Raw genomic sequence first — 16,106 nt, 5'->3', positions numbered from 1 at the left:
TGCCGCCGGATTCATCGTTTTATCTCGGGTCTGGGCTGACGCCTCTTCAAGTCCGGCACCTGTTTCGCCTCGGTTGTCGGCAGCCACTTGCGATGCGAGGCAATGACTTCGGCATAACGCTTCTGCCCCGCGAGGTTGTGCCACTCGTTTGGATCCGCATCGTGATCGTAGAGTTCTTCACTACCATCCGCATAACGGATGTAGCGCCAGCGGTCACTTCGCACGGCGTGATTGCCTCGCATGTAAGTCATCATCGCCGGCGAAATCCACTTCGCGTTTGGATCACGGAGCAGCGGTACGAGACTGTCACCGTCGCAATTCGCATCGGCGGGCAGCCCGCACAGTTCCAGCAAGGTCGGATAAAGCGACGTCATGTCCACCGGTCGATGGCAACGACTGCCGGGCTTCGCTACGCCGGGGGCAACCACGATGAAGGGAATGTGATTGCTCTTCTCCCACAAGGCGAATTTTTCTATGTGGTCTTTTTCACCCAGATGAAAGCCGTGGTCTGACCACAGCACGACAATGGTGCTGTCGCGTCGCGGGCTCTTGTCCAGCGCATCGAGCACGCGGCCGATCTGGGCATCGGCGAAGGCCGCGCAGGCCGCGTACGCTTGAATGAAGTTCTGGAAGGAGCCTTCCTGCTCCTTCTCGACATCCATCATTCCCTGCCAGAACCACTTCTTGCTGCGCAGCAACGAAGCCGCACCGGCTGGAAGGTCCCTCCAGTCGTCTTCTTTTCGAGCCGGCAGTGCGATGTCGCCATAGGCGTTGTGGTATTCAGCCGGAGCAAAAAACGGCGAATGCGGTTTGAAAATTCCACACGCAAGAAACAATGGCGGATCGCTGGCCGGGTGGCTCAGTACGTCGACGCAGTAGCTGGCCGTATGGAAATCAATTGAGTCTTCCTCCCGGCTCGGCCACTGCCCCCAATCGGTGTTGGGCGAACCATACTCGGGAGCGTTGTTCAGTTTTTTCGGCGGATATTTCTGCGGACGCATCGGCTGGAAATTGCGGAACGATTCGTCATCGTGAAACGCTCCGCCCAGATGATGATGAAAGATCTTGCCGGCTCCCCGCACGTCATATCCGGCGACCATGAACTGCTGCATGATCGTTCTGCGATCGGGCACTGCACCACGCCAATCGCTCTTGTTGCCATAGACACCCGTTGTCGAAGGCCGCAGCCCCGTCAGCGTGGCCGCGCGCGAAGGGTTGCAAGCCGGCGAAGCACAGTAAGCGCGTGTAAACAACATCCCGCGCCGTGCCAGCCGCTCAAGATTCGGCGTCTTGATCGGAGCGTCAGGATCAAGCAAGGAAATCCAGTCGTTCATGTCGTCGACGACAATGAACAACACGTCCGGAGCTTCCGCGCCCTCCGCAGCAGAAGCAGCACCGGACAGGGCAAGAATGACGATGCCGAACAAAGTCGTCAGCCGGTCTCGCAGTTCGATCAGGTTCATGCGGTCCATCATCATGCCATTGCCGTTGTTTGCCGATTTCAGTTCCGCCATTACCAGGATCCGCCACGCTGCAAAGAAGAGGGGCATTCTAGCAAGTTTCCCCCCCGCGTCGTTCTTGTTGTCGCTCTGTTTGGTTGCCGCTCGGTCACACAACAATGCAGCAGACACGTGTTAGATTGTGTCGGGCAGACTCCTTGCAGCGTTGCGCGGTCATTCGGGTGCTCGGATCCTGGCTGCCGAATTCCGATGTTCGCGAAGACGTGATCTCAAGGCTTCTGCCTTTCCTCGCGGACGATTCGGCACGGGTACGACGAACGACGATCGAGCAATTGGCCGCCGACCCTTCGGGCGATTTCATTTCCAGTCTCCGGCAATCGCTCAACGACCCTGATCCGGACGTCGTGCGGCGTGCGATGTGGCACCTGTCCCGCAGAGAGGCGTTGACCGAAGATGATCTCGCGCTGCTGCTGAACAAGGAGCAACCTGATCGCGTCTCGGCAGAAACCCTATTGGCAATGACGACGAACGCAGCGTTGCGGAAAGCGATCGGAAGTGCTGTGACGCCAGCAGCGAACGGCCCCCTCACGAAAAGCCTTCGGTTGTGGATACAGTCGAAGATCGCATGACTTCAGTCGCTCGTCGATGCTGTTTACAGCTATCCGGTCAGCGTGAATAGCATTGCTCGGACGTTCGCCCCGTGTGAGCTGGTCGCTACAATGGCCCGAGCTATCGGACACCTTGCAACTTCACGCAGGGCAATCGTAGCCGGCAGAGAGAGTTGGTGCAATAAACTGGCGCCATCTCGCGAACGTCATGCGCTGCGACAATTCTAGCCAATTCACGCAAGCTGCCCCGAGGAGACAACATGAGTCAGTCGCTACTACTGGCGTCAGAGAAAGGTCGTTTGGACCAGGTAATGACGCTGCTTGCATCTGGTGAGTCGGTTGAAGCGGTTGATGACCGCAAGTCCACACTGGGGCATACGCCACTGATGCTGGCTTGTCGCGCCGGATACGAACAGGTTGCCCAGGTACTGATCGAAGCCGGTGCGGACATCACGGCGATCAGTCGCGATGCGACACCTTTTTCGACCGGCGAACGTATGATGCTCTATCACACGTCTTGGGACGATTGCGAGACGGGCGGAATGGCGATGGGCTGGACGGCACTGCATCTGGCCGCTCGTTTCGGACACCTCCCATGCCTCGCGCTATTGATGAAGAACGGAGCCGATTTGAACCGACCCACCGCGTTCGGGTCGCCGCCGCTGCACGTTGCGATTGAAGCCAAGCAAGTCGCCGCAGCACAAGCGTTGATTGAGGCCGGAGCCGACGTCAACGCACGCGATCACGACAAAAGCACGCCTCTGCATGTCGCTGCGTTCTGGGACCAGCCTGAAGTGGTTGCGTCGCTGGCTGAATCACCCAAGTTGAAAATCGACCTTAAAGACAAAGACGGCCTGACTCCTCTGCACGTGGCGATCACCGAAGCTTCTCGCCACGTGCTTCCCGCATTGATCTCGGCCGGAGCGGACCTAGAGAAGACGACGCGTCAAGGAGCGACCGCCGCCGAGTTGGCGCAAGAGATCGGCGGGTCAACCCGCAAGTTGTTTTTCGAATTGACCGAGGCGGATGCACCCAAGATGACCGCCCAGCAGATCGAAACTGCCATCAATCATAATGATCTGGATGCGCTGCGCCAGGCAGATTCACAGGGCGTGAAGTGGAATTCGCTCGCCGATATGCCCGAGTTCGACGGCTGGACACCTTTATCGATCGCTACGCTGCACGGACGACCGGCGACGTTGCAACTGTTGATCGAGCTGGGCTGCGACGTGAATCAACGAAACCGTGACAGGTTATCCGGTGCGGCCGAATTCGCAGGCGCGTCCCCGTTGTTGATGACCTACGCCTCGCAGGAATATGGGAGCCGGAAATTCGAGCGGCGTGCGCAACCACTCTTGGATGCGGGCGCGGACATCAACTTACCCAATGCGTTTGGTCATTCTTGCCTGATGCTGCTTGCACGCTCCTTGAACGCGGAATGGTTGGAGCAGTGCATTCAGAGCGGGGCTGACGCTCTGTACCAAAGCTCGTTCGGAGAGTCGGCACGAACCATCCTAGAGTTCGAGTGGATGGCCGTCTTGAAGCATCCGGAGTTCGCCAATGAAAAACGTGCTGACTACGAGCGTTGTGTGGTAGTACTGGAAAATGCCGGTTCACCGAATCAACCCGACGTTTGGTACAAGGCGCATGCGGCAATGCAGGACGGAGACTGGCCGCAACTCCGAGAGTTGATCGACGGAGGGCTTGATCCCAACATCGCGGCCATCCGGCCGGGCGGCGATGGTCCGGAATCGACGTTGCTGCAACGGGTCTGCCAAAACTCTGATATTGACAACCCAGACGCGAAATCGCTGGTGACGCTCATGGTCCAGAAAGGTGTCGACGTCAATCAAGTCACCGTTGCCGATGGCAGGCCACCTGTCTTTCACAGCACGAAAAATGCCAACGCTGAATTAACCGAAATGCTGTTGAAAGCTGGAGCGCAGACAACCATCACCTACAAGGACGAAACGCTCGCCGACCAGCTTCCGACGCGCAAAGCTGACCGTGAAAAGATGCGAGAGTTAATTTCTCAGTACGACCCGAGCCTCACGAAACCGAAACGAATGGTCGGGTTGATGCTGCACGACGGAAGCTACGAGCTGGTTTTGGCGAAAGCCGGTACTAAACGTGTTGCGAATTGGCTGGCGAACCACTTCGCAGATTCGCGAAGCTGGCAGCCGCGGGAGGGATTACCCGCGATTGACGGCATCGCCTTGATGGCCTGGACGGACGGGGATTCACCGCTGCCTTGGACGAGCCTGCATGCCTTGGGTGACTACAGGATTCGCAACCTGGATGAACTCGCGACCATGATCTCGAAAGAGCTGAAGGTTGCGACGCTGCATGTGCAGGTCAGCGATGCGGCGGGTTACGAAGGCTACGATTACTATCGCAAGGGAACTCGAGCCGAGAGGTACCAGTCTTATCCCGCGGACTCGCCTTCCTTGGATGGCCCGCCCGTCTTTGAGTCGACCTTGCGAAAACGATCACTGGAGAAAGCCGACAACATTGACACATTACTGGCCGAACTCGATGTGCTTGTCCCCTGTTTCCAGTCAATCGATTCGCTTGACCAACTCGGCGATTGGAAGAACCTGCTCCGGCAGACGCACGTCGTCAAGATTGACAAGAAACAATAGCGTTTTGGGTGCGCATCGAACACTCATCAATCATGACTAACTGGACAACGCCACTTTGGCGTAGCTACGCTCGCCAGAGCGTGGAAAACCCTGGGGATCCACCTTCTGGCGAAGGTAGCTACGTTCGACCGGCGATTCACGGTGTTTCTTGATCAGAGTGGCGCTGTCCAGCTAATCTTTGCCCACAGCAGCGGGGACTGCCCTGGTGGGTATCGATTTCAGGCCCACTGTATTCACGGTGACCAGCGAATAACCATGGTTGACACCTTGCTCCGCGGATTCATCAACGAACTCCATTTTTGCCAGCGGTTGAACGGGGGTATCGCTGTATTGCAAGTTCTGAAACAAGTCGCGTCCGAAGCGATTCCTGCCGCTACCGGCGACTTCTGCCAGAAATTTGCCGTCGCGAAGAACAATGAATTTCTGAATCCCGCTTTCAACATCTGCCTCGGCGAACCAACGCAGCCGGTGCCCATCCAGCTCCACTCGCGATGGCGCTGGAGGTGGTGTCGTATCAACCACGTTCGTGTCCTTTCGGAATTCCATCCACGCTTCGGCGATGGTCTCATTTGGGAGCCATCCCACCTTGAGTGGATCACCCTCGAATTTCGCGGCGCGGATTGCGGTCGCACCGGTTGGCTCGGCCAGCCATGCTCCTTCAAGAGAAACCTCTCGCAGAGCCTGCCCCGGCTGGTCAGGCAAGCGCAGACTGAGACATTGGTCCAGCCAAGGGATCGCCAGATATCTCGAATTACCACATTCGTGAGCGGTCAGCGGATCGATTGCGATTCCGAGCAGGCCCCCGCTACCGCGGACCATTTCAAAAAAGGCGAGGTTCGCGGGCCAAACCTTGGCGAATCGACCGTCTTTCACCGTCACACCTTCTTTGGTGCCGGGGTTGCACATGATCGGAACGCGCAACGCTGCCCTGGACAGAGTGTACGGTTTGATCTCTGGTCGATCGGGATTGGCGACCAGCAGGGGCACGCCCGAACGCAGCCAAGCTGCTGCGACACGCTCGGGTTGCGTCAGCACCATCCCACCACACCAGTGCCCACCTCCGCTGTGTCCCCAAAGTGCAAGCGGGACGGAGGCAAGTTCCGGGTGCCCGGACAACTTGCCGAGATCGACGAGCGATCGATCAAAGGCGGCGGCCGATCCATTGCGTGGGTCGCACCACATCTGGCAATCAGCCTTTCCGGGTTGTTCATACGACGGTGACAACAACGCACAATTGTGTTTCTTGGCCAATGCTTGCCAGTGCAGGTCATATGCCCCCGTCAGGCCGGACCTGCACGAACCCTCGCCACAACCATGTTGGTGCACGACGATCCCACGCAGTGTCTCGACACCTTGTGGAATCCAAACGGTGTAGTTCACTGCAAAGATCAATTCGCCCGGTTCGGTTGATGGCTCGTAGCGCACACGAAAGTAAGGAGGCGTGGCTTCGGGGAACACGTCGTAAGGAGGCTCCTGTGCGGACGTCCTGTCGACGACTGCCAAAGCACAGAAAACCACGACGAGAAAGCAAAGACGGGGTAAGGATGGCATCGGCGGACGATGGGTTTGAACTGGCGGCATGGGACACTCGGTCGAATTGTAATCCAATCAATATGCGGCCGAATGTCCGTCTCGCTGGACAGCGTAAGTTTACCGGCAGGAAGTTTAGTTGCACCGCACACGGAACGGAATGATACACTCAATGTGCGAAGCGGCGCCAGGATTCACGAACGGCTTAGGGCCTGACGTCACGCGCATTTTAGTGTGAACGTTCCGAGGGATCACGAGATGCAGGGATTGAATACGTCTTTGAAACGCATGTCAGTGACTTGTGGTTGGCTGGTGCTCGGTTGCACGATCGGGGCAGCCCAAGATGCTCCGGAATCCCCAAAAATCGACAGCTTGGTCATACTCGATCCGCAGCCGATTGCGAGTGATCCGGCGGTGATTTGGCACGACGACTTTGACGATGCCAAAAACCAATCACGCTATGCCGAACAGAGCGGTGATCTGGTTGACCGGCCGCGTTTCGGCGGCGTCGGAAGATCGCTCCTCATGGAATACCCGAAAGGGAGTCGCGGTATCGGCGGCCGCAAAGTCTTTTTTGGCGACTCGCCCACTCATCGATCGCATGTCGTTCGCGGCGAGGAAACGTTCGGCGATGTCTATTGGCGAATCTACGTGAAGCATCCTCGCGATTGGAAAGGCGGTGGTCCGGCGAAGCTTTCCCGCGCGACCAGCCTGGTGCCGCCCGGTTGGCGGCAGGCGATGATCGCACACGTCTGGAGCAGTGGAGAGGCACTCACATTGGACCCGGCATCGGGAGTCCGCGAAAGTCGTGTGGTCACCACCAGGTACAACGACTTCGACAACCTCCGCTGGCTCGGAAACAAACCGGCATCGCGGTTCAAATTGCACGGCGGCGATGGGGCCGGCTGGTGGGTCTGCGTCGAAGCCCGTGCCAAACTGAATACTCCCGGCGAGCAGGATGGAGTGAACCAACTATGGATTGACGGTCGGCTGGAAGCGGAGAGACGCAATCTCGATTGGCGAGGAAAATTCAGCGAGCGCGGCATCAACGCGGTATTCCTGGAAGCGTATTGGAACCAGGGCTCTCCCGTCGATCAGGCTCGTTGGATTGACAACTTCGTCGTCTCGACCAAGCCGATCGGTCCGGTCGTCTGCTCGAAGAATCCGGTTTTGATCAAGACACCATACCGAGGACCAGGGAGCCAACGCGCATGGCAAGTGGAGATCGCAGCCGACAACGCGGGCGATGAAATCGTCTGGCGGTCCAAACCAAGTCGCGAACAGGACCGACTGACAGTGGGTTCGGAGACCGGAAGTTTTATCGGAGCCTCCGAAGCAAAACACCAACTCGGTTCCAAACGCATTTACTATTGCCGAGTTCGCCAGCAGAGTGACACCGGCCAGTGGTCCTCGTGGAGTCCCTGGCATCAACCGTTCCTGACGCAATAAGCGAGCCGGGCTGATGGCCGGATGACCGATTCGATTGCGGGACAGGCCGCTGCGGTGCACGACATGCACTTTGTGCTGTGTAGCAACCTCATGGGGCTTTGATTTGGGGGACTTCGAATTTGCGCCACCCATCAAACGTCCCTGACAATGATAGGATAAAACGCTCACAGGCTGGAACTGCACTGCCGCTTCTTCGCAGATGCGGCAATGATCGTGAAATGGGACCAAGAGGACACATAGGACTTATAGGCCCCATCTGTCCCGCTGGCCCTATGATTCACGGCCCTCCAGTTTCCGCGAAGGTTGGGTCGTAAGAACGAATCGTCGCTCGATACCGCGTCACTTGCATGGATCATTTGATGTTCTCGCTCAAGCCATGCACGCCGTTTGCGAGTTAGCGCCGGCGCGAACACGTTCACGCTCTCACGACATCCAAGCCATCAGGATGACGAACAGTAGCGCAGCGATGGCAAACGTGATCAGTAGCCCTCCACAGCCAATCGAGTTGTTGGATCCACCTACATCGCCGAAAAAATCAAAGTCGTCTAGCAAGGTACTGACTCATTGGTGGATTGACTGAAAGGCCGATGGCAGAGAGGAGCGTTTTTATCGTAACCCGAAACAGCTGACGCGGTCGCTGCCGACGCAATTCCGGGTTCTCTGACCGGATGCTTCGGTGGCCGGCACCGTAGTTCGGAAACCGGCTTTTGCAATTGCGAACGACGTCGCGACTGAACACACGAATGGAACGATCGTCGTCCTTAATCTCGTGATCCCAATTCATTTCGCAGAGATGAGCATGCCACTGAAGAAGTGCCTCCTAGAGCTCCGCTGGTTTGATCAGGGACAACACTCGCGTGATGGTATTGTGAGAAGGGATGCCGGCTTCAAAATCTGCGTATTTGGATAGCCAGTCTGGCTGAATTCATTGGCGGAGGGGTGCACTGAGGCAAGGCTTCGGCGGATACTGAAACCAGATTTTGGTGCGATGGTCGTGCGGCTGGATATGCGAACAGAGATTGCACAATTGCTCACTCCTCGCTGACAAATGTTAGATTTTGTTTCTGCGAGTCTGTTGCAAAAACAGGCCCGTAGATTCAGTTGGAACGTAAGCGAGTGTCTTTAACGTCGTCACGAATGATCTGCTAACGCCGGGCGGTCTGCGGACGAGCTCCCCCTTCGATCCGATGAATCGGGGACGATACAAGACACTCACTCAAGGTTCCGCTGCGAAGATGCGGAAGTACAACTGTCGGTAGACGAGAAAGTTGATCCAGTTGCGCAGTGCGTACCCACACTGCTTCAAGTTTTCCTCGCTGTAGTTGTTCGACTCGCCGCCGCTGGGATGGACGCCGTCATCAGAAATGATCGTGCCGTCCCATGAGTTCCCGGAGCGAACACGCAAACACGCGGCATGAAAGTCAGCCAGAGGGATTTGCTTTTCGCGGGCTATCTCTCGAATGATCTTGTTCGCGTCATCGACAGCTTGGTCGTGTCCGCGTCGGGGAGGAAGGGTGTTCAAAATCGGCACGCAGTGAGACGCCAAACACTTGCTGACGATTTCCTCCAGCCCCGCACGGTAGCCTTCGGGCACCCGTCCACTGGAGATGTCGTTCGTGCCAACCATGATGATCGCTGCTTCCGGTTTTTGCTTTTCAAGCACCCCGTCCATCGCCTTCAAGACCTGACCCACACGCCAGCCAGAATCGTTCGCGTGTTCGGGCCCCTTATCGCGTGTTCCTTTCACGTAGTCACGCCATCGCATCTTCTCGGGCCGATTTGGCAAACCATCCTCGTGGGTGAGGTAACGCTGTGGTTCGTCCCAGCCCATCGGCGTCCAAAAGGCCATCGAGTGCGTGATTGAGTCACCGAACTGGGCAACATATCCGGACTGTCCGTTGAAACCTGCGTGCACCTGGCGCATCGCGGCCAAGACCTCGGGGCGCTGGACTCCAGGTTTGAGGCGGTCGGCAGCGGCTTGCTTGCGATCTGCTTCAAGCTTTGAAGAGAACTCGATCGCTTGTGCGACTGCCGCCGGGGACAAGAAGCTCTGCCCCCTTCCCATCTTCGTCTCGGTCAATGAATCGCCAACGATATTGCCACTTCGTACAATCGAACTTTCTCTGGCAATCTGTGGTGGTGCCCCAATCAGCAAGTTGTTCTCCACCCGCAGTCCTTCGTTAGACTTTTGCACCCAAATCAGACGCCGCATTCGGCTCTTCGGTTCTACGACCGTGTTGTTGAGAATCTGGCAATTTCGTGTGTAGCAAGCGAGAATTCCGGTTTCCGGGCACTGGGTAACGAAGTTGTTTCGAGCGACGCAATCGATTGCCTGAAGTGGCGAGTAGCCCAGCGACGGATTGCCAAGTGCGATGGCGATGTCGCAGTCGATGAAGATGTTTCGCTCGATCACACACCCGCGACCGTTCTCCGAGATGTAGATGCATCCCCGGCCCTCACGTGTACGGCCTTGGATGCCGATGAACACGTTGTCACTGATCGTCCATTCGGTCGTATTCTTGGCATCGATGCCGCCGATGTAATTGCCGTTGTATGATTCGGCTGTGTCGGTTTCGTCATCTGAAAACTGCTTGGCGCGATCGTTGTAGAACAGGCAGAACTGAATGCGGCAGTGACGCGGTCCGTGATCGCTTTGTTGTTCGGGCATGGCTGGTGCTTTCACACCTCTTTGCCAGACGTTGTGCAGGACGCAATTGTGGATCGTCACTTTGTCAGCGCCGCGATCCGAATTGATCTTGATGCCATTCCACTTGACGTTCTGAACCGTAAGATCGGCGATCGTCACTCCCGCAGCGCCAGTGATGCCGATCAACTCGCCGTGTCGGATCGCGCCGCCATCGAGAATCACTTGATGCCGCTTGCCCGACTGGCCGCGCAACGTGACATTGTTCGTTGTGATGGCAAGCAATCGCGGCAGGCTATAGTGACCATCGGCCACCAAGATCGTCCCCCCGGGCTGAACTTGTTTCGCCGCTTGAAACAGTTCCTCGACGGAGGACGCGAGGATGGTCTTTCCTGCAGGCTCGGGCGGGCTGGGTGCTTCCGGGAACCAAGCTGCGTTTGGCGGTGCGGCTGCCGGCGCGGCTGGCAACACGCTCAGTCCGGATGCACAAAACGTCATTAGACAAATGATCGAGCCTGATCGGATCTTCTGGCCCAGCATGGTGACCTCAATGTACTTCTAATGTAGCTGCTTTTGAGTATTTGAACGTGCAATCCGCACAGCGCGACCCGCTTTGCATAAAAACGCTCCTAAACGGCGGCTGATGAGACGAACTGCACAACCGGTTTGACGACGAGCATTCCGGTCGATGTGTCCGAGGAGAAAAAGGCGGGAACCGCGAGGGAACCGAAACAAGCGAAGGGGTCATTCGGCTGTCGCGTTCTGAGTCAGGTCTTGCCGAACAAGCTCGCCATACAGGTCGGGACGTCGCTGGGCGAAATTGCGGCTGGTCGATCGCATGTGCCGGACCCTCGCCAGGTTGATCGTTGCGGTGATGTAGGACTCTTGCCGCGCCGGACTTTGCGCGAGAATTCGGCTTCGACCATCTCCGATCATTGTGCCTCCGCCGTAGGCTTGATTCGAGGTGATCATGGCGACATGGCTTTGAAACATGATGGAGCGAACGATGAAGTCCTCCACGGTACCACGTCGGCCGTTGATCCAAACGATCAATTCGGCACCGCGCAGCGAGAGAACTCGCGGTGGTTCGGGGAACCAGCCATCGTAGCAAGTCATGATTCCGACTCGGCCAAAGTCGAGATCGAATACAGGCAAGTCTTCCCCCGCTTGCATGATCCATTCCGGATCGTTCTCGAGCATCCACCGGCGGCTCTTGCCAGCGGGTGGTCGTTTCCAAGGATCGTCGCCGTCGAAGTGGTCGATGGCAGGATGTGTCTTTCGGTAGCGGCCCACAATCTCTCCATTTCGGCCGAAGACCAAGGCCACATTGGCAAACGTGCCATCGCCAGACTGCTCCCAGCATCCGACGATCACGTAGATGGAATTGGCTCGAGCTGCCGCAGAGATCGGTTGGGTCACATCCCCAGGCACGTCGGTGTGTCCAAGCACATATTCTGGGAACACGACCAGCTGAGCTCCCTCGCGACCGGCGCGATCGATATACGGCACTAGCTTGCCCGACGGGTCAAAATCTTGGCGTGGAAGTTCGCCCTTGTCATAGCCACTGACCTGCACAGCGGCGACCTTCACTGAATCCGGTTTCGGCACAGTGGCTTGTTGGGCAACAACCGCGTCTGCAAGGCCAAAAACACAGACACCGATTAGAAAGTGGATTCGCGACATGACTACCCGTTCCTATGCTCTGGCCCAACTTCGTGACCGCACGACGAGGGACCAATGCGACGCTGAAATGTCGCAAGTATCATACCACCAGGTGCTACTTCGCGCGGAAATACCGCCACTACCGGTCGTTCTGTGCAGACTGGATCGATGCTTCGGTTGAGTCAGGAGGCTGAAATAAGGTCTACCTTTCGGTGCCGTTTCCTTCCGATCCGGCCCGGGGGGGGTGCGAACGGTGCATCGGAGCCTGTTGCGGCGGAGTCGGTGCTGCGAGAAAGCCAGGCGTTATACCTAACAAAACTCGCCCTCAGCGTGACGCGCAGCCCCGACACATGTAACTGGCCGACCAGTCGCCGAGAACGCATCACAGGGACATACTTGTCGATCTTCGGCGAATGGCGATCAAACTCAGCACTTTAGGCCGAATAATGATCGGGTTGAGCAGGATCTTTCGGTTTCTTGGCCCGCCAGGTCGACAAGCTCGACTTCAAGATGGTCGACAGATCATCCAAGCGGTCGGTAGAGAAGTGATTCGCTTCGGAGAACGGCACGACCACCGTGTTTCTTGTCTTTATCTGTGATGGATCCGCTGTAGCGGATGCTCAGTCCTCGCTCGGCAAGTTGTCGTCCGAACTTTCGTTCTGCTTTGGCTCATCGGGGAGAACGCCAAACCAGAGCCGTTGGCCACGACTGAACGGCATGCGAAGCTCAAAATTCTCGAACGCAATGCCACCGGGGATAGGCGACTGCGACATCCAGTAGGTTTTTCGGCCGTTGACTGCGGCAAGTGGCTTCGCCGTTGATTCGGCGCGCCAATAATGAGTTGCTTTGTGGCCGACATATCGCCAGTTTGGAGCGACATGTGGATCGTAATTGACGCGTGAAGGGTTCGGTAGATCTGTCGACAACTGGACCCAAAAGCGCCCATCCTCGGTTCGAGCCAAATCGGCGGCCGGCCAGCTTCGCCAAGGAAGAAAGCCTAGCCGATCCAACGCTTCTTCACCCCAGAGGTCTTTTGCTGCGACCACTTGATTCTGTTTTAAATGAATCCGTCGCAAAAGCCCAAAGTTGCCCATGGTCGCCGACAGCGTGCAGAATGTCATCTCTGCACTATCGTTCGCCACATGGATACGAAACTCGATTTCGTAAGGCCTCGTTTTGCGGAACAAACATTCAATAATTGGATGGGCACCGTTACGAAACGGCTCGGTGTGAATGAACAGGCGAAGGACATCGTCCGCTTCATCAACGATTCCGGAGGCGAGCGTCCCGGGCGGGCGATTTGAGGTTCGTTGATTACTCGCCCAAAACACGAGCCCGCGTTCTCCGGGACGATACTGGCTCATTTCCAACTCCGATTGCCCGCGTCCTCGGAGACCTTCAACGGAGGGTTCGATCGAGATGAAGTTGACCACGCGCGGGTATTGCTGATCGAGATAGGGTGCATAAACCCGAATCAGGCCAGCAGGACCGGGCGTGGGGTGGAGCCCAATTCTTAGTCCGTCGCGATGTCCCCAAACCGGTTTGGGTTGGGAATCAGTCGGTAGCGGTCGAACAAAGGCATCGTTTGCGTGGGAGAGATGCTGCGTCGCAATGATCAAGCATAGAACCGAGAACGCGAATCTAGCCGCGCGACGAGGCGCATTGTGATTTGGCTGAGGCCATTGACCTGGATAGACGATTCTGTGTGGATGTACTGCCATCCGCTCAATTCTCCGCCATCTTAGATTCTCCTGTCAAGAACTCCCGATGATCATCGGCCCAATCCGCATGACGGGCCCAGCCGGTGTGGATCACGAACGTTGCTTTCGGTTGGAGCTTCATCCAGTGTGCAATCACTTCCACGTCTTGCTCGATCGTGGTCCCGTAGTGCGGCTGGATGGAAACGTAGTCGTACTGATTTGTCGTCAGTGCCGTCGGCCACAATCGGGATGTTTCCACGCAAGGAGATTGATGATTGTCGCGGATGAAGGCGAGGTTCTTGCCGCAGTCGACGTGCCAATGCACATTGCCGTCCAGACGCGATGGCACGGTGTCTCAAGTCAGCGAATTGCCGATCAGGAAGTAACTTTTCTGGGGCTCGAGTACTTCGTTCGCTCCGACCGTGATGTTTTCTTCGGGTGTGTTGTTGAAACGCACCGGCGGTGTTTCGTCGGTTGCCAACTCCCAGCGATTCTCTCGCACGATGTTCTCGCCGCATTGATGAAAACGCAGGGGGATTTGTCCACGCGACGGATTGTGTTGCCGGAAATGGTCAGTCCGCTTGTGCCCTGATCCAAAAACATGCCATTGGACTCGGCGCGTCCGGCGTTCAGTGGGATATCGCTGATCCGATTCCCAGTGATCAGCGTGTCCGGCTGTCGGCCCAGCGTGTAGATCCCGCCACCATCGCTAAGAACCTGCATCACGAACTCGATTCGATTGTCGCGGATGACGTTTCCGGCGGCCGGACTTTCGCTGTCGTTCCAGATCCATCCGAGCGAGATTCCCGTGTAGGGGCAGTCGTGAATGTGGTTGTTGGCAATTTCCAGATCGCGGTGCAGGGCCCCCCAAATGGCAACCGCCCCCGGCAGGATACGACCGCAATGGCTGAATTCGCAGTGCTCGACCTTGTTGCCGGTTGGAACTTGATCGGGTGCTGTCTTGTACCAGGTTTCGTCGTCGACGCGGCGTGAATTGTCTTCGCCAAGGTTCAACCCGTTGCCGCCGATCTCGTAGAAGCGTGATCGGAAGACTTTGCAGTTTTTTGTCCTGCCGCCGATCCAGAGCCCGCTGCCACCGAGTGACCGGAAGTTGCAATGGGTGACGCGACAGCCGCTGGCGATTTCAATCCTGACCGCGGCCTGGACGAAGTCACGACCTGAAGGAGTGCGCACGCCACGCTCATCACGTGCCTCATGCATGCTCGCCTGAGCGCCGGCGTAACCTCCCGGCGGCATCTCGAATCGTGATTCGGTGAACGCAATTCCGTGGATCGCAAGATTACGAATCGGATTCCCGTCCGTGCCGGAGGCAACCAGCAACTCGCTTAGCCAGGGCAAAACAACCTTCGGTGACTCTTGCTGGTTTTCTCGGCCGACAATCACCAACTCGTGCGAATCCGCGTCGATGTACCACTCACCTTCGACATCTGCGAATGCCGAATGTCCTTCCAGCCAGTAGCGTGGTTGTTTCTCGAAGTGATCGATGGCGTAGTGATCGGCCTTGCAGCCGATCGGTCCCACAGTGCGCAGCGTCCGCGTGCGGGCGTCATAAGACTGAACCGGCAACCTGCTGCTGGACCAATCGTGCAGCAAAATCAGATCAAAGCCATCGCCGATTCCATCCGGGATATCTCCCGCCGCGGCGACGAATCCACTGCGGCGATCAGGGAGTGATTCTTTGATTCGGTGGTATCCAAAATTGGGATGTCGGGCAGCCGAGCAGAGTTTCCCGTCAATCATCAGAAATCGCGGACGACCGAAACGGTTTGAATCGGTGGGGAGTGGAACTCTCCAGAGGCCCCGTTCATCACGCTCACCTTGCGGCAGTAGACGACCGCCGGAGATGATCGCTTTGCCAGCGTTTGTGGCGCGAAGCGTCAATCCAGCCCCGACCAATTCCGGCGACAGTGTGAGAGCTTTCTGAAGTCGGTAGACTCCGTCCGGAATTTCGATAACCACCGGCTTGTTATCGCCGCTGGCACGTCGCTCGGAAAGCTGCTGCAGTTGGCCCTGAAGCCAGAGCTGATCTGCGTACCCGCTTACCGCCAAAAAACAGGCCGTCAAACTAATGATTGAACGCATCATGGGTAAAAACTCTCGCATTTCCGTGCATCAAATGAAGTTGCTCAGGACCGTTCTTATCGTAACCCAAAGCGTGAGCGAGGATCCGACACGAGGACCGAAAACAAACTCGGAAATCTGGCTCGCATGTACCCGATCATCCCTGGCTGGTATGAAGACGTTCAAACGACCAGGCTCGATCGTAGACATTGATGCGAATTTCTTTAACTTTAACCCTAGCGAAGTTGGACAAGCCGAACGCTCGGCGGCGTCGCCCGAATCCCCCTCAGTCGGAGCCACTGATGCGACTTTCGACAATCTGAATCGCT

General features: G+C 57.0%; 11 protein-coding genes. 3 read left to right on the top strand and 8 right to left on the bottom strand.

All coding sequences use genetic code 11. From position 1 onward, the window contains the following. Positions 1–11: 11 nt before the first annotated feature. Positions 12–1,631 carry a sulfatase gene (locus H1B37_RS01075; RefSeq protein ID WP_353620751.1) on the bottom strand — a complete coding sequence of 540 codons (1,620 nt, stop codon included), beginning with the start codon at positions 1,629–1,631 and terminating at the stop codon, positions 12–14. On the opposite strand from H1B37_RS01075, the gene H1B37_RS01070 reads away from it, so the two are divergent. After that, the gene (locus H1B37_RS01070) at positions 1,619–2,089 is read left to right on the top strand and encodes a HEAT repeat domain-containing protein (protein WP_286177298.1); all 471 of its coding nucleotides are present in this window, start codon (positions 1,619–1,621) and stop codon (positions 2,087–2,089) included. The genes H1B37_RS01075 and H1B37_RS01070 overlap by 13 nt on opposite strands. A gap of 239 nt (positions 2,090–2,328) precedes the next feature. Further along, the gene (locus H1B37_RS01065; protein ID WP_182864744.1) at positions 2,329–4,710 is read left to right on the top strand and encodes an ankyrin repeat domain-containing protein; all 2,382 of its coding nucleotides are present in this window, start codon (positions 2,329–2,331) and stop codon (positions 4,708–4,710) included. 171 nt (positions 4,711–4,881) lie between these two features. Here H1B37_RS01065 and H1B37_RS33590 read toward each other — a convergent pair whose 3' ends face one another. Next, positions 4,882–5,748 carry a hypothetical protein gene (locus tag H1B37_RS33590; protein ID WP_286177279.1) on the bottom strand — a complete coding sequence of 289 codons (867 nt, stop codon included), beginning with the start codon at positions 5,746–5,748 and terminating at the stop codon, positions 4,882–4,884. A gap of 780 nt (positions 5,749–6,528) precedes the next feature. On the opposite strand from H1B37_RS33590, the gene H1B37_RS01055 reads away from it, so the two are divergent. Further along, on the top strand, positions 6,529–7,689 hold the full coding sequence (locus tag H1B37_RS01055; protein ID WP_182864742.1) for a hypothetical protein: 1,161 nt from the start codon (positions 6,529–6,531) through the stop codon (positions 7,687–7,689). Positions 7,690–8,509: 820 nt separating this feature from the next. Here the strand turns inward: H1B37_RS01055 and H1B37_RS33585 are convergent. The 6 genes from H1B37_RS33585 to H1B37_RS01025 all read right to left on the bottom strand — a co-directional run bounded on the left by H1B37_RS33585 (position 8,510) and on the right by H1B37_RS01025 (position 15,456). Beyond that, complete coding sequence (locus H1B37_RS33585; protein ID WP_182864834.1) at positions 8,510–8,614, bottom strand: transposase family protein; 105 nt, start codon at positions 8,612–8,614, stop codon at positions 8,510–8,512. 291 nt (positions 8,615–8,905) lie between these two features. Continuing rightward, positions 8,906–10,831, bottom strand: a complete 1,926-nt coding sequence (locus H1B37_RS01045) for a GDSL-type esterase/lipase family protein (protein ID WP_182864741.1) — start codon at positions 10,829–10,831, stop codon at positions 8,906–8,908. A 246-nt stretch (positions 10,832–11,077) separates the two neighbouring features. Beyond that, positions 11,078–12,016, bottom strand: coding sequence for a carbon-nitrogen hydrolase family protein (locus tag H1B37_RS01040; RefSeq protein WP_182864740.1), 939 nt, complete (start codon positions 12,014–12,016; stop codon positions 11,078–11,080). Positions 12,017–12,615: 599 nt separating this feature from the next. Continuing rightward, positions 12,616–13,614, bottom strand: coding sequence for a hypothetical protein (locus H1B37_RS01035; protein ID WP_182864739.1), 999 nt, complete (start codon positions 13,612–13,614; stop codon positions 12,616–12,618). Between the two features lie 106 nt (positions 13,615–13,720). Further along, complete coding sequence (locus H1B37_RS01030; RefSeq protein ID WP_182864738.1) at positions 13,721–14,044, bottom strand: hypothetical protein; 324 nt, start codon at positions 14,042–14,044, stop codon at positions 13,721–13,723. A 26-nt stretch (positions 14,045–14,070) separates the two neighbouring features. After that, complete coding sequence (locus tag H1B37_RS01025; protein ID WP_182864737.1) at positions 14,071–15,456, bottom strand: right-handed parallel beta-helix repeat-containing protein; 1,386 nt, start codon at positions 15,454–15,456, stop codon at positions 14,071–14,073. Positions 15,457–16,106: the final 650 nt, after the last annotated feature.

Origin of the sequence: Stieleria mannarensis, from assembly GCF_014154935.1 — a bacterium.
Classification (GTDB): Bacteria; Planctomycetota; Planctomycetia; order Pirellulales; family Pirellulaceae; genus Stieleria; species Stieleria mannarensis.
Note: the sequence above shows the minus strand (reverse complement) of the source record. Positions and strands in the feature narration are given on the sequence as shown.

Excerpts from the sequence above, each read along its gene's own strand:
- H1B37_RS01040 (WP_182864740.1), bottom strand. The coding sequence starts at position 12,016 with ATGTCGCGAATCCACTTTCTAATCGGTGTCTGTGTTTTTGGCCTTGCA.
- H1B37_RS01045 (WP_182864741.1), bottom strand. The coding sequence starts at position 10,831 with ATGACGTTTTGTGCATCCGGACTGAGCGTGTTGCCAGCCGCGCCGGCA.
- H1B37_RS33590 (WP_286177279.1), bottom strand. The coding sequence starts at position 5,748 with ATGGTGCTGACGCAACCCGAGCGTGTCGCAGCAGCTTGGCTGCGTTCG.
- H1B37_RS01065 (WP_182864744.1), top strand. The coding sequence starts at position 2,329 with ATGAGTCAGTCGCTACTACTGGCGTCAGAGAAAGGTCGTTTGGACCAG.
- H1B37_RS01025 (WP_182864737.1), bottom strand. The coding sequence starts at position 15,456 with ATGATTGACGGGAAACTCTGCTCGGCTGCCCGACATCCCAATTTTGGA.
- H1B37_RS01070 (WP_286177298.1), top strand. The coding sequence starts at position 1,619 with ATGCAGCAGACACGTGTTAGATTGTGTCGGGCAGACTCCTTGCAGCGT.
- H1B37_RS01055 (WP_182864742.1), top strand. The coding sequence starts at position 6,529 with ATGTCAGTGACTTGTGGTTGGCTGGTGCTCGGTTGCACGATCGGGGCA.